Origin of the sequence: Pseudomonas sp. PA-4-8C (genome assembly GCF_021606625.1) — a bacterium.
Taxonomy (GTDB): Bacteria; Pseudomonadota; Gammaproteobacteria; order Pseudomonadales; family Pseudomonadaceae; genus Aquipseudomonas; species Aquipseudomonas lactis.
On record NZ_WKCD01000003.1, the window covers coordinates 39,621 to 53,147 of the forward strand.

The window sequence follows — 13,527 nt, forward strand, 5'->3', positions numbered from 1 at the left end:
AGCCCCTATGGGGGCTGGCTTGCCTGCGATAGCATGGCTTGTGCTGATCGTTCCCACGCTCTGCGTGGGAATGCAGCCCGTGACGCTCCGCGTCACCAGGGCAGGACGCAGAGCGTCCCAAGAGGCATTCCCACGCGGAGCGTGGGAACGATCACGCTAACCCCCGACCATTGCTTGCCGCTAGGGTCCCCGCTCTTTAGACTTACGCCTCATTTAAACGAGAGCAGGGTCGATGCCAGCTGCCTTCCCCCCCGATTCTGTTGGACTGGTCGTGCCACAAGTGGCGCATTTCAGCGAACCCCTGGCCCTGGCCTGCGGCCGTTCGTTGCCAGCCTACGACCTGATCTACGAAACCTATGGCCAACTGAACGCCACGGCGAGCAACGCCGTGCTGATCTGCCATGCCTTGTCCGGCCATCATCACGCCGCCGGTTTCCATAGCGTTGACGACCGCAAGCCCGGCTGGTGGGACAGTTGTATCGGCCCCGGCAAGCCCATCGACACCCATAAGTTCTTTGTGGTCAGCCTGAACAACCTCGGCGGCTGCAACGGTTCCACCGGCCCCAGCAGCCTCAACCCGGAAACCGGTAAGCCGTTCGGCGCCGACTTCCCGGTGCTGACCGTGGAAGACTGGGTGCACAGCCAGGCACGCCTGGCCGACCTGCTGGGCATCAGCCAGTGGGCCGCCGTGATTGGCGGCAGCCTGGGCGGCATGCAGGCCCTGCAATGGACCATTACTTACCCGGACCGCGTGCGTCATTGCCTGGCCATCGCCTCGGCGCCCAAGTTGTCGGCGCAGAACATCGCCTTCAACGAAGTGGCGCGCCAGGCGATCCTCACCGACCCCGACTTCCACGGTGGTTCGTTCCAGGAAGCGGGCGTGATCCCCAAGCGTGGCTTGATGCTGGCGCGGATGGTCGGCCACATCACCTACCTGTCCGACGATTCCATGGGCGAGAAATTCGGCCGTGGCCTCAAGAGCGAGAAACTCAACTACGACTTCCACAGCGTCGAGTTCCAAGTGGAGAGCTACCTGCGTTACCAGGGCGAGGAATTCTCAGGGCGCTTTGACGCCAACACCTACCTGCTGATGACCAAGGCCCTGGACTACTTCGACCCGGCCGCCAACCACGATGACGACCTGGCAAAAACCTTCGAGCACGCCACGGCCAAGTTCTGCGTGATGTCGTTCACCACTGACTGGCGCTTTTCGCCGGCACGCTCCCGTGAGCTGGTGGATGCCCTGACGGCCGCCAAGAAAGACGTCTGCTACCTGGAGATCGATGCACCGCAAGGCCACGACGCCTTCCTGATTCCGATCCCACGTTACCTGCAGGCGTTCAGTAACTACATGAACCGCATTACTTTGTGAGAACGCCATGAGAGCCGACCTGGAAATCATCCAAGACTGGATCCCCGCCGGCAGCCGCGTGCTCGACCTGGGCTGCGGCGACGGCGAACTGCTGAGCTGGCTGCGCGACCACAAGCAAGTCACCGGCTACGGCCTGGAAAACGACCCGGACAACATCGCCCAGTGCGTGGCCAAGGGCATCAACGTGATCGAGCAGGACCTGGACAAGGGCCTGGGCAACTTTGCCAGCAACAGCTTCGATATCGTGGTGATGACCCAGGCCCTGCAAGCGGTGCACTACCCGGACCGCATCCTCGACGAAATGCTGCGCGTTGGCCGCCAATGCATCATCACTTTCCCCAACTTTGGCCACTGGCGCTGCCGCTGGTACCTGGCCACCAAGGGGCGCATGCCGGTCTCCGACTTCCTGCCCTACACCTGGTACAACACGCCGAACATCCACTTTTGCACCTTCGAAGACTTCGAAGCCCTGTGTGGCGAGCGTGAAGCCAAGGTGATCAACCGCCTTGCCGTCGATCAACAGCACCGCCACGGCTGGGCGAGTAAGCTATGGCCCAACCTGTTGGGCGAAATTGGTATTTACCGGGTCAGCAGTCCTGGCCTGACCGACCACAAAGTTGCCGTCTAATCATCTTCAAGAGGGACGTTCATGAGTCGTTTGGCTATTTTTCTATTGACCGCATGCCTGGGCGCCAGCGCCATGGCCGCCGACACTATCGACGCTAATCGCAAAAAAGACTTCGGCGATATCACCGTTCATTACAACACCTTCACTTCAAGCTTCCTGCCCGCTGAGACCGCCCAAAAAGTCGGTGTGGTGCGCAGCAAGGAGAAGGGTTTGATCAACGTGACCGTGATCAAGGGCGTAAGCCCGGTGGCCGCGCAAGTCACTGGCACGGTCAAGGATTTGGGCGGCAAGAGCGAGATCCTGACGTTCAAGCAGATCGAAGAGAAAAGCGGCATCAGCTACCTCGCGCCCTACTCGGTGACCCAGCGGGAATACAAGACGTTTACCATCAACGTTGAAACCGGCGGCAAGGCCCACGGCTTCCAATTCAACCAAGAACTGTTCCCGGCCGAATGATGAACCTTACCCAACTCGTACTCGCCAGCCACAACGCTGGCAAACTCAAAGAACTGCAAGCCATGCTCGGTGAGTCTGTGCACCTGCGTTCGATTGGCGAGTTCAGCCAGGTCGAGCCGGAAGAGACCGGCCTGTCGTTCGTCGAGAATGCCATCCTCAAGGCCCGCAACGCCGCACGTATCTCTGGCCTGCCAGCCCTGGCAGATGATTCGGGCCTGGCCGTGGATTTCCTCGGCGGCGCGCCTGGCATCTACTCGGCCCGTTACGCCGACGGCAAAGGTGATGCGGCTAATAACGCCAAGCTGCTCGACGCCCTCAAGGACGTGCCGGAGGCCGAGCGCGGCGCGCAGTTCGTCTGCGTGCTGGCGTTGGTGCGGCACGCCGATGACCCGTTGCCGATCCTGTGTGAAGGCCTGTGGCACGGCCGCATCCTGCAGGCGGCCAGCGGTGAGCATGGCTTTGGCTATGACCCGCTGTTCTGGGTGCCGGAGCGTAATGTCTCCAGCGCCGAACTGAGCCCGGCCGACAAAAACCAAATCAGCCACCGCGCCCGCGCCATGGCGTTGCTGCGCCAGCGCCTAGGTTTGAAATGACCCAGAACACCTCTGCGCAGCCGCTGATCCACGGCGGCGCGCAAACACCCCGGGCGGCGCTGCCCCACCTGCCGCCCCTGGCGCTGTACATCCATATTCCGTGGTGCGTGCGCAAATGCCCGTATTGCGACTTCAACTCCCACACCGCCAGTAAGGTGCTGCCGGAAGAAGAGTATGTGGACGCCTTGCTGGCGGACCTGGACCAAGACCTGCACGCCGTTTATGGCCGTGAACTGAGTTCGATTTTCTTCGGCGGCGGCACGCCCAGCCTGTTCAGCGCTGCTGCACTGGGCCGCCTGCTCAAAGGCGTTGAAGCGCGCATCCCGTTTGCCGACGATATCGAGATCACCCTGGAAGCCAACCCCGGAACGTTCGAACAAGAGAAGTTCGTGGCGTACCGCAAGCTGGGGATCAATCGCCTGTCCATCGGCATCCAGAGCTTCCAGCAAGAGAAGCTTGAAGCCCTGGGCCGCATTCACAATGGTGACGAAGCCGCACGCGCCGCCGGTATGGCGCGCCAGGCCGGGTTCGATAACTTCAACCTGGACTTGATGCACGGTTTGCCCAACCAGTCCCTCGACGACGCCTTGGGCGACTTGCGCCAGGCTATTGCGCTCAAGCCGACGCACCTGTCCTGGTACCAACTGACCCTGGAACCCAACACCGTGTTCTGGAACCAGCCACCCGTGCTGCCGGAAGACGACACGCTGTGGGATATCCAGGAAGCCGGCCAGGCACTGCTCGCCGAACACGGTTACGCACAATATGAAGTCTCGGCCTACGCCCAACCGGGGCGGCCGGCGCGGCATAACCTCAATTACTGGAGCTTTGGCGACTTTATCGGCATCGGCGCCGGCGCCCACGGCAAGCTCAGCCACCCGGACGGACGCATCATCCGCACCTGGAAAACCCGTGCACCGAAGGACTACCTCAACCCGGCCAAAAGCTTCCAGGCCGGCGCGAAAGAACTGACCAACGATGAACTGCCGTTCGAGTTCCTGATGAACGCGCTGCGCCTCACCGACGGGGTTGATGCCAAGCTCTACGCCGAGCGCACCGGCCTTGATCTGGCGAGCCTCGACGAAGGCCGCCGCGACGCAGAACAAAGTGGATTAATGCAGGTCGAACCGTCACGCCTGGCGGCCACCGATCGCGGGCAACTCTTTCTCAATGACCTGTTGCAGAAGTTTTTGAGCTGATAGCTCTTAAGGAAATCGAATGGATCTGGTACTCGACCTGCTCGCCACCGTATCCCGCTGGAGCCGTAGCAACCTGTCGGAAATCTCGTTAGCCCTTGTGGGTTGTTTGCTGGTGCTGTTCGGCGCCGACATCAAGGGCTGGGTCGAAGCACGCCTGGGCAGCATCGCCGGCGCCTTGCGCGTGCCCTTGATGGCCCTGCTGTGCCTGATCGGCAGCGGCGCGGCGTTGATCTACGCCACGCCGTGGATTGTGCGGGGGTTGAGCCAGTTCAATAACTACAGCCTGGCGCCGGTGTTGGTCGTGGTGCTGGTGTTGATTGGCGTTGTGGCAGACCGCCGCTGATTTCATCCAGATGAAGGCAAGGACATCTCATGAGCAAAAAGCTTCTGGACGACACTAGCAAATTTCTCAGCTATGTACTGCGCCATGAGCCTCAGGCAATTGGCCTTTCATTGGATTCAGAAGGCTGGGCAGGCATTGCAGAGCTGATTGAGGCGGCCAGCCGCGACGGGCGCAGCCTTAGCCGAGAACTGCTGGAGCAGGTGGTGCACACAAACGAGAAGAAGCGCTTTTCGTTCTCCGAGGACGGTCAACACATCCGCGCCGTGCAGGGTCACTCCAACCAAGGCGTCCAGCTGCAACTCGATGAAAGACAACCACCAGCCGTCCTGTACCACGGCACCGCAACGCGCTTCATCGAGTCAATCAACCAAAAGGGGCTGATTCCCGGGTCACGACATCATGTGCATCTCAGTGAACAGCTTGAGACGGCCAGGGAAGTTGGGCAGCGCTATGGGAAAGTGGTTATTCTGAAGATCAACACTTCGAAGATGCTGGCCCAGGGTTTCAAGTTTTATCAGGCGCAGAATGGGGTTTGGCTGACGGAGCAGGTTCCTGCCCAGTTCCTCGAAGCTATTTAGAGACCTGACTGCCAAATGCTTTTTCGTAATACTCTTTAAGTGTCATCGGGTCTTTGCAACCCAGCGCCAGCGCCTGATTCAGGTAGGTCAAATTCACGCTGTCGGGCTCACCTTTGTCGTTCATACGAGTCGCCGCCAAGATGTAGTAGGCATCCGCCCGGTACTGATCATAGGTCAGCATCCGCGCGCTGGCGCGTGCTTGCATGTTGCCCAAGGTTCTTTCTTCCTTGATCTCAGCTAGCCGATCACCTTCGAAACAAAGCGAGCGATTGGTGTACAGCGGATAATAGTCATGGTTGGGGTCAACGTTCAGAAGCATCTGCTTGAGCGCTTCCAGGTACTTTACGTGCCCAGGATCAAGCGGATTTAGACGCATGTACGCCATATCACATTGATAGTAATACCCCACGCCGGCGGCTAACAAACCTTGATCCATTGCCTTGTGCATCGGCTCACACACCTGTTTGCGTTCTTCCTCGGACATGCCGAACCGGCTTTGGATATTGGCCAGCATATAGGTCGCAACAACATGCCCGCCCTCCGAGGCCATTTTCAGATCATCTTGGAACGCAATCATGACACCCTGAACCTCTTTGAGTTTTTCGGGCAACGTGGCTTTATCCAGCTTGCCGCTGGCCTCCAGCTTGACGTTCTCATCGAACATCAGCTTGAGTTGTTCCGCCTTCTTCTGAGCACGCTCAAAGTAGTCGTCACTGGAAGTCACTGCCAAAGAGGATGTGCTGGCCGCGAAGGCTGTCGCAGACAGCAGGCTGAGCAACAGTAGACTGGAAAGGAGGGTTTTCAAGCGCTTGTATTCCTTTACAAGTAAAAAGCGAAGCGGCAGTGGAACGCAGCGATTCCACCGCCGTGATTAGCAACGCGAGTTAAGCCAGCTTCTCGAACTTCAAATCCCACACCCCATGCCCCAATCGCTCGCCACGGCGTTCGAACTTGGTGATCGGCCGCTCGGCCGGGCGTGGCACGCATTTGCCGTCTTCGGCCAGGTTGCGGTAGCCAGGGGCGACGTTCATCACTTCCAGCATGTATTCCGCGTACGGTTCCCAGTCGGTGGCCATGTGCAGGATGCCGCCCACTTTCAGCTTGCTGCGTACCAGCTCCGCGAAGGAGGCCTGGACGATGCGGCGCTTGTGGTGACGGGCCTTGTGCCATGGGTCGGGGAAGAACAGCATCAGGCGGTCGAGGCTGTTGTCAGCGATGCAGCGGTTGAGCACTTCAATCGCGTCGCAGTCGTAGACCCGCAGGTTTTTCAGGCCTTGGGTCAGCACACCGTTGAGCAGTGCGCCGACGCCTGGGCGGTGGACTTCCACACCGATGAAATCCTGCTCCGGCGCGGCTGCGGCCATTTCCAGCAGGGAATGGCCCATGCCGAAACCGATTTCCAGGGAGCGCGGGGCCGACCGGCCGAACACTTGGTCATAGTCCACCGGCGCATCGGCCAGGGGCAGTACGAACAGCGGCGTGCCCTGCTCCAGGCCCTTTTGCTGGCCTTCGGTCATACGGCCGGCGCGCATCACAAAACTCTTGATGCGGCGATGCTTGGACTCGTCGCCCTCTTCCACGGTGTTCGGCGTTTCGTTTGATTCAGTCATCAATAGCTCTTACTTGATCAGACCATCCAGCGGCGAAGAGGCGCTGGCATAGAGTTTTTTCGGCATGCGCCCGGCGAGGTAGGCCAGGCGGCCCGCGACGATGGCGTGGTTCATGGCTTGGGCCATCATGATTGGTTGCTGGGCATGGGCAATGGCCGAGTTCATCAGCACCGCGTCGCAGCCCAGTTCCATGGCGATGGTTGCGTCGGAGGCAGTGCCCACGCCCGCATCCACCAGCACCGGGATCTTGGCTTCTTCAAGGATGATCTGCAGGTTGTACGGGTTGCAGATGCCCAGGCCGGAACCGATCAGACCGGCCAGCGGCATCACGGCGATGCAGCCGATTTCTGCCAGTTGGCGCGCGATGATCGGGTCATCGCTGGTGTAGACCATCACGTCGAAACCTTCCTTGACCAGGGTTTCGGCGGCCTTGAGGGTTTCGATCACATTGGGGAACAGGGTTTTCTGGTCGGCCAGCACTTCCAGCTTCACCAGGTTGTGGCCGTCGAGCAGCTCACGGGCCAGGCGGCAGGTGCGCACGGCTTCGATGGCGTCGTAGCAGCCAGCGGTGTTTGGCAGAAAGGTGTAGCGCTGCGGCGACAGCACTTCGAGCAGGTTCGGCTCGCCCTCGATCTGGCCGAGGTTGGTGCGGCGCACGGCGAAGGTGACGATCTCGGCACCCGAGGCTTCGATGGCCAGGCGGGTTTCTTCCATGTCGCGGTACTTGCCGGTGCCGACCAGCAGACGGGACCGGTAGGTACGACCGGCCAGGACGAAAGGCTTGTCGCTACGAACGATGTTCATGGGAAATCCTCTGGTTGGATGAGGTTCTGCAGAATGCGTTGCGGCCGTGGCAGGCTAGCCGCCGCCGATGGCGTGGACCACTTCGACCTGGTCACCTTCGGTGAGCGCAGTCTCGGCGTGCTGGCTACGCGGGACGATATCCAGGTTGAGCTCCACTGCGACGCGACGCCCGGTCAGGTCCAGACGGGTCAGCAGGGCCGCAACGGTTTCGCCATCGGGAAGTTCAAAGGGTTCGCCGTTCAACTGAATGCGCATGCCACGGGCCGCCATCGTTTTTAGGGGCCCGCATTCTAGCGCGATTGGAACCTGAAGGTCAGCTCCAAGCGTCAAGCGGTCAAAGCTGCAAGCGCCACGCCGCCAGGCCCAGGAAGAACCAGCCAAGCAGGAACGCCAGCCCGCCAAACGGCGTGATGATTCCCAGTTTACTGATGCCGGTCATCGTCAGCACATACAGGCTGCCCGAGAACAGCAGGATGCCGACGGTGAACGAAATTCCCGCCCAGGTGACCAGCCGGCCCGGAATATGCGCCACCAGCAAGGCCACGCCGAACAATGCCAGGGCATGCACCAACTGGTAGGTCACGCCGGTATGGAAGATCGCCAGGTAGTCGGCGCTCAGGCGGTTTTTCAGGCCGTGGGCGGCGAACGCGCCCAGCGCAACGCCAGTAAAGCCGAAAAAGGCAGCCAGCATCAGAAAGCTACGCAGCATGGGGAACTCCAGTCAGACTCATCGGGCAGGGTCTGTATAATGGCCCGCTCAACGGGTTCGGCCAAGCCATCTCTATGCTGCGTGTCCTCTTCAAACGCTTTCTCAACGTCGTGAAATGGTTTGCCATCGGCAGTGTGTTGCTGGTGCTGCTGTTTCGTGTGGTGCCGCCGCCGTTCACTGCGCTGATGGTGGAGCGCAAGGTTGAGTCCTGGATAGATGGCGAACCCATTGACCTGCAACGCAGCTGGGTGCCGTGGGATGAAATCTCCGATGACCTGAAAGTGGCGGTGATGGCCGGTGAAGACCAACGCTTCCCACAACACTGGGGTTTTGATTTCGGCGCGATCCAGGCCGCGATCCTGCACAACGAACGTGGCGGCTCGATTCGCGGCGCCAGCACCCTGAGCCAGCAGGTGTCGAAAAACCTGTTCCTGTGGGCCGGGCGCAGCTATTTGCGCAAAGGCCTGGAGGCGTGGTTTACCGGCTTGATCGAAGTGTTGTGGCCCAAGCAGCGGATTCTTGAGGTGTACCTCAACAGCGTGGAATGGGATGAAGGTGTGTTTGGCGCAGAGGCCGCGGCGCGGCACCATTTTGGCGTGAATGCCAAAGCGCTTTCGCGGCAGCAGGCCAGCTACCTGGCGGCGGTGCTGCCTAATCCGCGGGTGTGGAGTGCCAGCCATCCGACGGCCTATGTGGCACGCAGAGCGGCATGGATTCGTCAGCAGATGAGCCAGTTGGGTGGGGATGGTTACCTAATGGAGCTGAACACTACCCGCAAAGCCCCCTGGTCCGACTGACACAATACGGGACCTGTGGGAGCTGGCTTGCCTGCGATAGCGGTGGGTCAGTAACCCATGTTTTAACTGACACGGCCTCATCGCAGGCAAGCCAGCTCCCACATTAAACCGAGTTGGGCTTGAGACTTTTCGAACACATACAAAAATGCCCCGATCTTTCGACCGGGGCATTTTTTGTTCGCTGCGTTTTAGGCGGCGATCGACAACTTCAGCTTGTTCATTGCGCTTTTCTCAAGCTGACGAATCCGCTCGGCCGACACGTTGTACTTCTGCGCCAGGTCGTGCAGCGTGGCTTTTTCTTCTGCCAGCCAGCGCTGGTAGAGAATGTCACGGCTGCGGTCGTCCAACACTTCCAGCGCTTCGTGCAGGTTGTGGTTGGAGTTGTCGCTCCAGTCGGCGTCTTCGAGTTGACGCGCCGGGTCGTACCGGTGGTCTTCCAGGTAGTTGGCCGGCGATTGGAAGGCGCTGTCGTCATCCGCTTCGGCGGCTGGGTCGAAGGCCATGTCATGGCCGGTCAGGCGGCTTTCCATCTCGCGCACTTCACGCGGCTCCACGCCGAGGCTTTCGGCCACGCGGTGGACTTCTTCGTTGTTCAGCCACGCCAGGCGTTTTTTCTGGCTGCGCAGGTTGAAGAACAGCTTGCGCTGGGCCTTGGTGGTGGCCACTTTCACGATGCGCCAGTTGCGCAGGATGAACTCGTGGATTTCCGCCTTGATCCAGTGCACGGCAAACGACACCAGGCGCACACCCATTTCAGGGTTGAAACGCTTCACAGCCTTCATCAGGCCGACGTTGCCTTCCTGAATCAGGTCGGCCTGGGCCAGACCGTAGCCGCTATAGCTACGGGCGATATGTACGACAAAACGCAGGTGGGCGAGCACCATCTGCCGAGCCGCCCCCAAATCCTGCTCATAGTAGAGACTCTCGGCCAGTTCACGCTCCTGCTCGGGCGTCAGCAATGGAATGCTGTTGACCGTGTGCACATAAGCCTCCAGGTTCGCACCTGGGACCAAGGCATAAGCAGGTTGCAAAGAAGTGGTCATACGAAAAAACCTCCGACTCACATAACTCGTGCAGTTCAGCACTGCGAAAATTGACCTGGGAACCGTAGGACAAGTTCCCTAAACCGCTGATACGGTCAATACAAACGAAACCACATTAATCTGGCATTAACTACTTCGGCGCCAGCTCACGTAAATGCCGTGCCACCGCAATCCACGCACCGATATACCCCAACAAGACCGCGCCAAGCAAGAGACTCAGACCATCGGCTACCGGCACACCCGCCAACGCGAAATCACTGCCGTAGAGCCCGGCCAAGCCGACAACCGCGTCGTTCAACCAATCCAGGCCAAACGCCAGTACGCCCCAGGACAAGATCCCCGCACCCAGGCCATACAACGCGCCCATGTAGAGGAAAGGCCGACGCACATAGCTGTCTGTGCCGCCCACCAGTTTAATCACTTCTATCTCGGTGCGACGATTTTCAATATGAAGACGAATGGTATTACCTATCACCAAAAGTAATGCAGACACTAATAACACCGTCAGGCCGAACACAAAGCGGTCACCCAGCTTGAGGATCGCGGCCAGGCGCTCTACCCAGACTAGATCAAGTTGCGCCTGTTGCACCTTCGGCATCTCTGCGAGTTTTTGTCGCAGGGCTTCCAGCGCCGGCTTGTCGACCTCGTTCGGCGTTACCAGCACCACGCCCGGCAGCGGGTTCTGCGGCAGCTCCTTGAGCGCCTCGCCCAGGCCCGATTGCTGCTGGAACTCTTCAAGGGCCTGGTCGCGGCTGATGTACTCAGCCTCGGCAACCCCCGGGATGTTCTTGATGTCATCGCGCAGCGCTTCGCCTTCCTTGCTGCTGGTGTCCAGGTTCAGGTACAGCGAAATCTGCGCCGCCCGCTGCCAGGAGCCGCCCAGGCGCTCCACATTATTAAGCAACAGCGACAAGCCCATCGGCAGGCTCAAGGCCACGGCCATGACCAGGCAGGTGAAAAAGCTGCCGATCGGCTGCTTGCCCAGGCGACGCAGGCTGTCCAGCAGGCTGGCGCGGTGGCTTTCGATCCAGGCGTGCACCAGGGTGCCGAAGTCCGGGCCGTCGTCTTCGTCGTGTTTTTTCTTTTTCGGTTGCGGGTCGGCCGGCTTCGGAGCCACCCGTTCGGATACTTTAGGGCTGCGTGTAGCACTCATACGCCAGCCTCCCCATCGCCGATCAGGCGGCCGCGTTGCAGGGTGAGCATGCGATGGCGCATGCGGGCAATCAGGGCCAGGTCGTGGCTGGCGATCAAGACGCTGGTGCCCAGGCGGTTGATGTCTTCGAACACCCCCATAATCTCGGCCGCCAGGCGCGGGTCGAGGTTACCGGTGGGCTCGTCCGCCAGCAGCAAAGCCGGGCGATGGACGATGGCGCGGGCGATACCGACACGCTGTTGCTGGCCGGTGGACAGGTCGCCGGGGAAGAGGTCGGTCTTGTCCGACAAGGCCACGCGTTCCAGGGCCGAGTCCACGCGTTTGACGATCTCGGCCTTGGACAGCCCGAGGATCTGCAACGGCAGGGCCACGTTGTTGAACACCGTGCGGTCGAACAGCAACTGGTGGTTCTGGAACACCACGCCGATCTGGCGGCGCAGGAATGGAATTTGCGCATTGCTGATAGTGGCCAGGTCCTGGCCCGCCAGCAGCAACTTGCCGGTAGTCGGGCGTTCCATGGCCAGCAGCAGGCGCAACAGCGTACTTTTGCCTGCGCCCGAATGGCCGGTGACAAACAAGAATTCGCCGCGACGCACTCGAAAGCTCAGCTCATGCAAGCCCACATGCCCGTTGGCATAGCGTTTACCGACCTGTTCGAATCGAATCATGAACGCTCCCGCTCGGCAAACAGTGCCTGTACAAAGGGTTCGGCTTCAAAGGTGCGCAGGTCGTCGATGCCTTCACCGACGCCGATATAACGAATCGGCAACCCGAACTGTTTGGCCAGGGCGAAAATCACACCGCCCTTGGCCGTGCCGTCGAGCTTAGTCAATGCCAAGCCGGTCAGCTGCACCGTCTGGTTGAATTGCTTGGCCTGGCTGATGGCGTTCTGGCCGGTACCGGCGTCGAGCACCAGCAGGACTTCATGGGGTGCATCGGCGTCGAGCTTGCCGATCACGCGGCGCACTTTCTTCAGCTCTTCCATCAAATTGTCTTTGGTGTGCAGGCGGCCGGCTGTATCAGCGATCAGCACATCGATGTTGCGCGCCTTGGCGGCTTGCACAGCATCGAAGATCACCGAAGCAGAGTCGGCACCGGTGTGCTGGGCGATCACCGGGATCTTGTTGCGCTCACCCCACACCTGCAACTGCTCGACGGCCGCGGCACGGAAGGTGTCACCGGCGGCGAGCATGACTTTCTTGCCTTCACCCTGCAGCTTCTTGGCCAGCTTGCCGATGGTGGTGGTCTTGCCAGCGCCGTTTACGCCTACCACGAGGATGACGAAAGGCTTTTTCGGCGTGATCACCAGCGGCGCCTCAACCGGCTTGAGCATGGCGGCCAGCTCAGCCTGCAGGGATTTGTACAGCGCATCGGCGTCGGTCAACTGCTTGCGCGCGACCTTCTGCGTCAGGCTCTGGATAATCACGGCGGTGGCTTCGACGCCCACGTCGGCGGTTAGCAGGCGGGTCTCGATGTCTTCCAGCAACTCGTCATCAATGACTTTCTTGCCCAGAAACAGGCTGGCCATGCCTTCGCCAATACTGGCGCTGGTCTTGCTCAGGCCCTGCTTGAGGCGGGCAAAGAATCCGGTTTTGCTGGTTTCGGTGGTGGCGACGACAGGCTCTGGCTCGATAACGGCAGGTGCAGCGACAACCGGTACAGGCACTTCAACGACGGGCGGTACTTCAGCCACAACCTCTACCGGCACCGGCTCAACCACCGCAGGAATCGGCGGCACGACGTGCTCGGCCTGAACATCCTCCACCAACGCCACAGGCTCTTCGGCCACGGGCAGCTCCAACCAGGGCTTGTGCTCGGGCTCGGGCTCCGGCGCGGCCTCGGCGACCGGCTGCAACACCGGCTCAGCCATCGGCAACACCACCGGAACTGGCGTCTCGGCAACCGGTTCGGCTTCTATTACGGGTTCAGGGGTCGGTTCGGCGTGAACCTGTGGCTGTTCGACGACGGTTTCCTGCGGCTTTTTGCGCAGCCATCCGAACAGGCCTTTCTTCTCGCCAGCCGCAGCTGGGGTCTTCTTGTCGTCGTTGGAACCAAACATGGAGACGGCTATCTCAAGGTAGCGACGCGCCACAGGGCGCGCCGGTAAATAAAATTCGATGCGTAACAGACTGTTTTTTAGCCAGCTCGTTCATGCGCAACATTTTGTAAGGCCTAAATAGGGCCTTCACAAGACAGCCGCAGTGGCCGTCCTTAAGTCGGACCAGTATCCTAGCACCTCCTC

At 60.2% G+C, this 13,527-nt stretch carries 17 protein-coding genes; 8 read left to right on the plus strand and 9 right to left on the minus strand.

Features of this window, described 5'->3' with window-relative positions:
• Window positions 1-232: 232 nt before the first annotated feature.
• From metX to GIW04_RS01325, 7 genes are read left to right on the plus strand one after another with little or no spacing between them, the layout of a single operon-like run.
• Window positions 233-1,372 (plus strand): homoserine O-succinyltransferase MetX, encoded by a 1,140-nt coding sequence (gene metX, locus GIW04_RS01295; protein WP_120247503.1) that lies wholly within the window; start codon window positions 233-235, stop codon window positions 1,370-1,372.
• Between the two features lie 7 nt (window positions 1,373-1,379).
• Window positions 1,380-2,000 carry a methionine biosynthesis protein MetW gene (gene metW, locus GIW04_RS01300; protein WP_003195091.1) on the plus strand — a complete coding sequence of 207 codons (621 nt, stop codon included), beginning with the start codon at window positions 1,380-1,382 and terminating at the stop codon, window positions 1,998-2,000.
• A gap of 21 nt (window positions 2,001-2,021) precedes the next feature.
• Window positions 2,022-2,456, plus strand: coding sequence for a DUF4426 domain-containing protein (locus GIW04_RS01305; protein WP_003195093.1), 435 nt, complete (start codon window positions 2,022-2,024; stop codon window positions 2,454-2,456).
• The gene (gene rdgB / locus GIW04_RS01310; RefSeq protein WP_003195095.1) at window positions 2,453-3,049 is read left to right on the plus strand and encodes an RdgB/HAM1 family non-canonical purine NTP pyrophosphatase; all 597 of its coding nucleotides are present in this window, start codon (window positions 2,453-2,455) and stop codon (window positions 3,047-3,049) included. Before GIW04_RS01305 ends, rdgB begins: the two co-directional genes overlap by 4 nt.
• Window positions 3,046-4,248 (plus strand): radical SAM family heme chaperone HemW, encoded by a 1,203-nt coding sequence (hemW, locus tag GIW04_RS01315; RefSeq protein ID WP_094773925.1) that lies wholly within the window; start codon window positions 3,046-3,048, stop codon window positions 4,246-4,248. The genes rdgB and hemW overlap by 4 nt, the downstream gene beginning before the upstream one ends.
• A 19-nt stretch (window positions 4,249-4,267) precedes the next feature.
• Window positions 4,268-4,591, plus strand: coding sequence for a DUF3392 domain-containing protein (locus GIW04_RS01320; protein WP_034133991.1), 324 nt, complete (start codon window positions 4,268-4,270; stop codon window positions 4,589-4,591).
• 29 nt (window positions 4,592-4,620) lie between these two features.
• Window positions 4,621-5,169, plus strand: coding sequence for an RNA 2'-phosphotransferase (locus tag GIW04_RS01325; protein ID WP_057710244.1), 549 nt, complete (start codon window positions 4,621-4,623; stop codon window positions 5,167-5,169).
• Here the strand turns inward: GIW04_RS01325 and GIW04_RS01330 are convergent.
• The 5 genes from GIW04_RS01330 to GIW04_RS01350 all read right to left on the minus strand — a co-directional run bounded on the left by GIW04_RS01330 (window position 5,162) and on the right by GIW04_RS01350 (window position 8,292).
• The gene (locus tag GIW04_RS01330) at window positions 5,162-5,974 is read right to left on the minus strand and encodes a hypothetical protein (protein WP_120247502.1); all 813 of its coding nucleotides are present in this window, start codon (window positions 5,972-5,974) and stop codon (window positions 5,162-5,164) included. The two genes, GIW04_RS01325 and GIW04_RS01330, sit on opposite strands and share 8 nt — an antisense overlap.
• Before the next feature lie 79 nt (window positions 5,975-6,053).
• Window positions 6,054-6,779, minus strand: a complete 726-nt coding sequence (gene trmB / locus GIW04_RS01335; RefSeq protein WP_003195101.1) for a tRNA (guanosine(46)-N7)-methyltransferase TrmB — start codon at window positions 6,777-6,779, stop codon at window positions 6,054-6,056.
• A 9-nt stretch (window positions 6,780-6,788) separates the two neighbouring features.
• Window positions 6,789-7,583, minus strand: coding sequence for a thiazole synthase (locus GIW04_RS01340; protein ID WP_120247501.1), 795 nt, complete (start codon window positions 7,581-7,583; stop codon window positions 6,789-6,791).
• A 54-nt stretch (window positions 7,584-7,637) separates the two neighbouring features.
• The gene (thiS, locus tag GIW04_RS01345) at window positions 7,638-7,838 is read right to left on the minus strand and encodes a sulfur carrier protein ThiS (protein WP_032901150.1); all 201 of its coding nucleotides are present in this window, start codon (window positions 7,836-7,838) and stop codon (window positions 7,638-7,640) included.
• Between the two features lie 79 nt (window positions 7,839-7,917).
• Window positions 7,918-8,292, minus strand: a complete 375-nt coding sequence (locus GIW04_RS01350) for a DUF423 domain-containing protein (RefSeq protein ID WP_003195108.1) — start codon at window positions 8,290-8,292, stop codon at window positions 7,918-7,920.
• A 74-nt stretch (window positions 8,293-8,366) separates the two neighbouring features.
• On the opposite strand from GIW04_RS01350, the gene mtgA reads away from it, so the two are divergent.
• Window positions 8,367-9,089: a monofunctional biosynthetic peptidoglycan transglycosylase gene (gene mtgA / locus GIW04_RS01355; RefSeq protein WP_003195110.1), complete on the plus strand. Its 723-nt coding sequence runs from the start codon at window positions 8,367-8,369 to the stop codon at window positions 9,087-9,089.
• Window positions 9,090-9,277: 188 nt separating this feature from the next.
• Here mtgA and rpoH read toward each other — a convergent pair whose 3' ends face one another.
• The 4 genes from rpoH to ftsY form a co-directional block, all read right to left on the minus strand.
• On the minus strand, window positions 9,278-10,132 hold the full coding sequence (rpoH, locus tag GIW04_RS01360) for an RNA polymerase sigma factor RpoH (RefSeq protein ID WP_003176698.1): 855 nt from the start codon (window positions 10,130-10,132) through the stop codon (window positions 9,278-9,280).
• 130 nt (window positions 10,133-10,262) lie between these two features.
• Entirely contained in the window at window positions 10,263-11,285 is a 1,023-nt protein-coding gene (gene ftsX, locus GIW04_RS01365; RefSeq protein ID WP_003195111.1) for a permease-like cell division protein FtsX, read from the minus strand.
• Window positions 11,282-11,953 (minus strand): cell division ATP-binding protein FtsE, encoded by a 672-nt coding sequence (gene ftsE, locus GIW04_RS01370; protein WP_003195112.1) that lies wholly within the window; start codon window positions 11,951-11,953, stop codon window positions 11,282-11,284. Before ftsE ends, ftsX begins: the two co-directional genes overlap by 4 nt.
• Window positions 11,950-13,344, minus strand: a complete 1,395-nt coding sequence (gene ftsY / locus GIW04_RS01375) for a signal recognition particle-docking protein FtsY (RefSeq protein WP_120247500.1) — start codon at window positions 13,342-13,344, stop codon at window positions 11,950-11,952. Before ftsY ends, ftsE begins: the two co-directional genes overlap by 4 nt.
• Window positions 13,345-13,527: the final 183 nt, after the last annotated feature.

Coding starts and splice junctions, on each gene's coding strand:
- metX (WP_120247503.1), top strand. CDS start 233: ATGCCAGCTGCCTTCCCCCCCGATTCTGTTGGACTGGTCGTGCCACAA.
- metW (WP_003195091.1), top strand. CDS start 1,380: ATGAGAGCCGACCTGGAAATCATCCAAGACTGGATCCCCGCCGGCAGC.
- GIW04_RS01305 (WP_003195093.1), top strand. CDS start 2,022: ATGAGTCGTTTGGCTATTTTTCTATTGACCGCATGCCTGGGCGCCAGC.
- rdgB (WP_003195095.1), top strand. CDS start 2,453: ATGATGAACCTTACCCAACTCGTACTCGCCAGCCACAACGCTGGCAAA.
- hemW (WP_094773925.1), top strand. CDS start 3,046: ATGACCCAGAACACCTCTGCGCAGCCGCTGATCCACGGCGGCGCGCAA.
- GIW04_RS01320 (WP_034133991.1), top strand. CDS start 4,268: ATGGATCTGGTACTCGACCTGCTCGCCACCGTATCCCGCTGGAGCCGT.
- GIW04_RS01325 (WP_057710244.1), top strand. CDS start 4,621: ATGAGCAAAAAGCTTCTGGACGACACTAGCAAATTTCTCAGCTATGTA.
- trmB (WP_003195101.1), bottom strand. CDS start 6,779: ATGACTGAATCAAACGAAACGCCGAACACCGTGGAAGAGGGCGACGAG.
- GIW04_RS01340 (WP_120247501.1), bottom strand. CDS start 7,583: ATGAACATCGTTCGTAGCGACAAGCCTTTCGTCCTGGCCGGTCGTACC.
- thiS (WP_032901150.1), bottom strand. CDS start 7,838: ATGCGCATTCAGTTGAACGGCGAACCCTTTGAACTTCCCGATGGCGAA.
- GIW04_RS01350 (WP_003195108.1), bottom strand. CDS start 8,292: ATGCTGCGTAGCTTTCTGATGCTGGCTGCCTTTTTCGGCTTTACTGGC.
- mtgA (WP_003195110.1), top strand. CDS start 8,367: ATGCTGCGTGTCCTCTTCAAACGCTTTCTCAACGTCGTGAAATGGTTT.
- rpoH (WP_003176698.1), bottom strand. CDS start 10,132: ATGACCACTTCTTTGCAACCTGCTTATGCCTTGGTCCCAGGTGCGAAC.
- ftsX (WP_003195111.1), bottom strand. CDS start 11,285: ATGAGTGCTACACGCAGCCCTAAAGTATCCGAACGGGTGGCTCCGAAG.
- ftsE (WP_003195112.1), bottom strand. CDS start 11,953: ATGATTCGATTCGAACAGGTCGGTAAACGCTATGCCAACGGGCATGTG.
- ftsY (WP_120247500.1), bottom strand. CDS start 13,344: ATGTTTGGTTCCAACGACGACAAGAAGACCCCAGCTGCGGCTGGCGAG.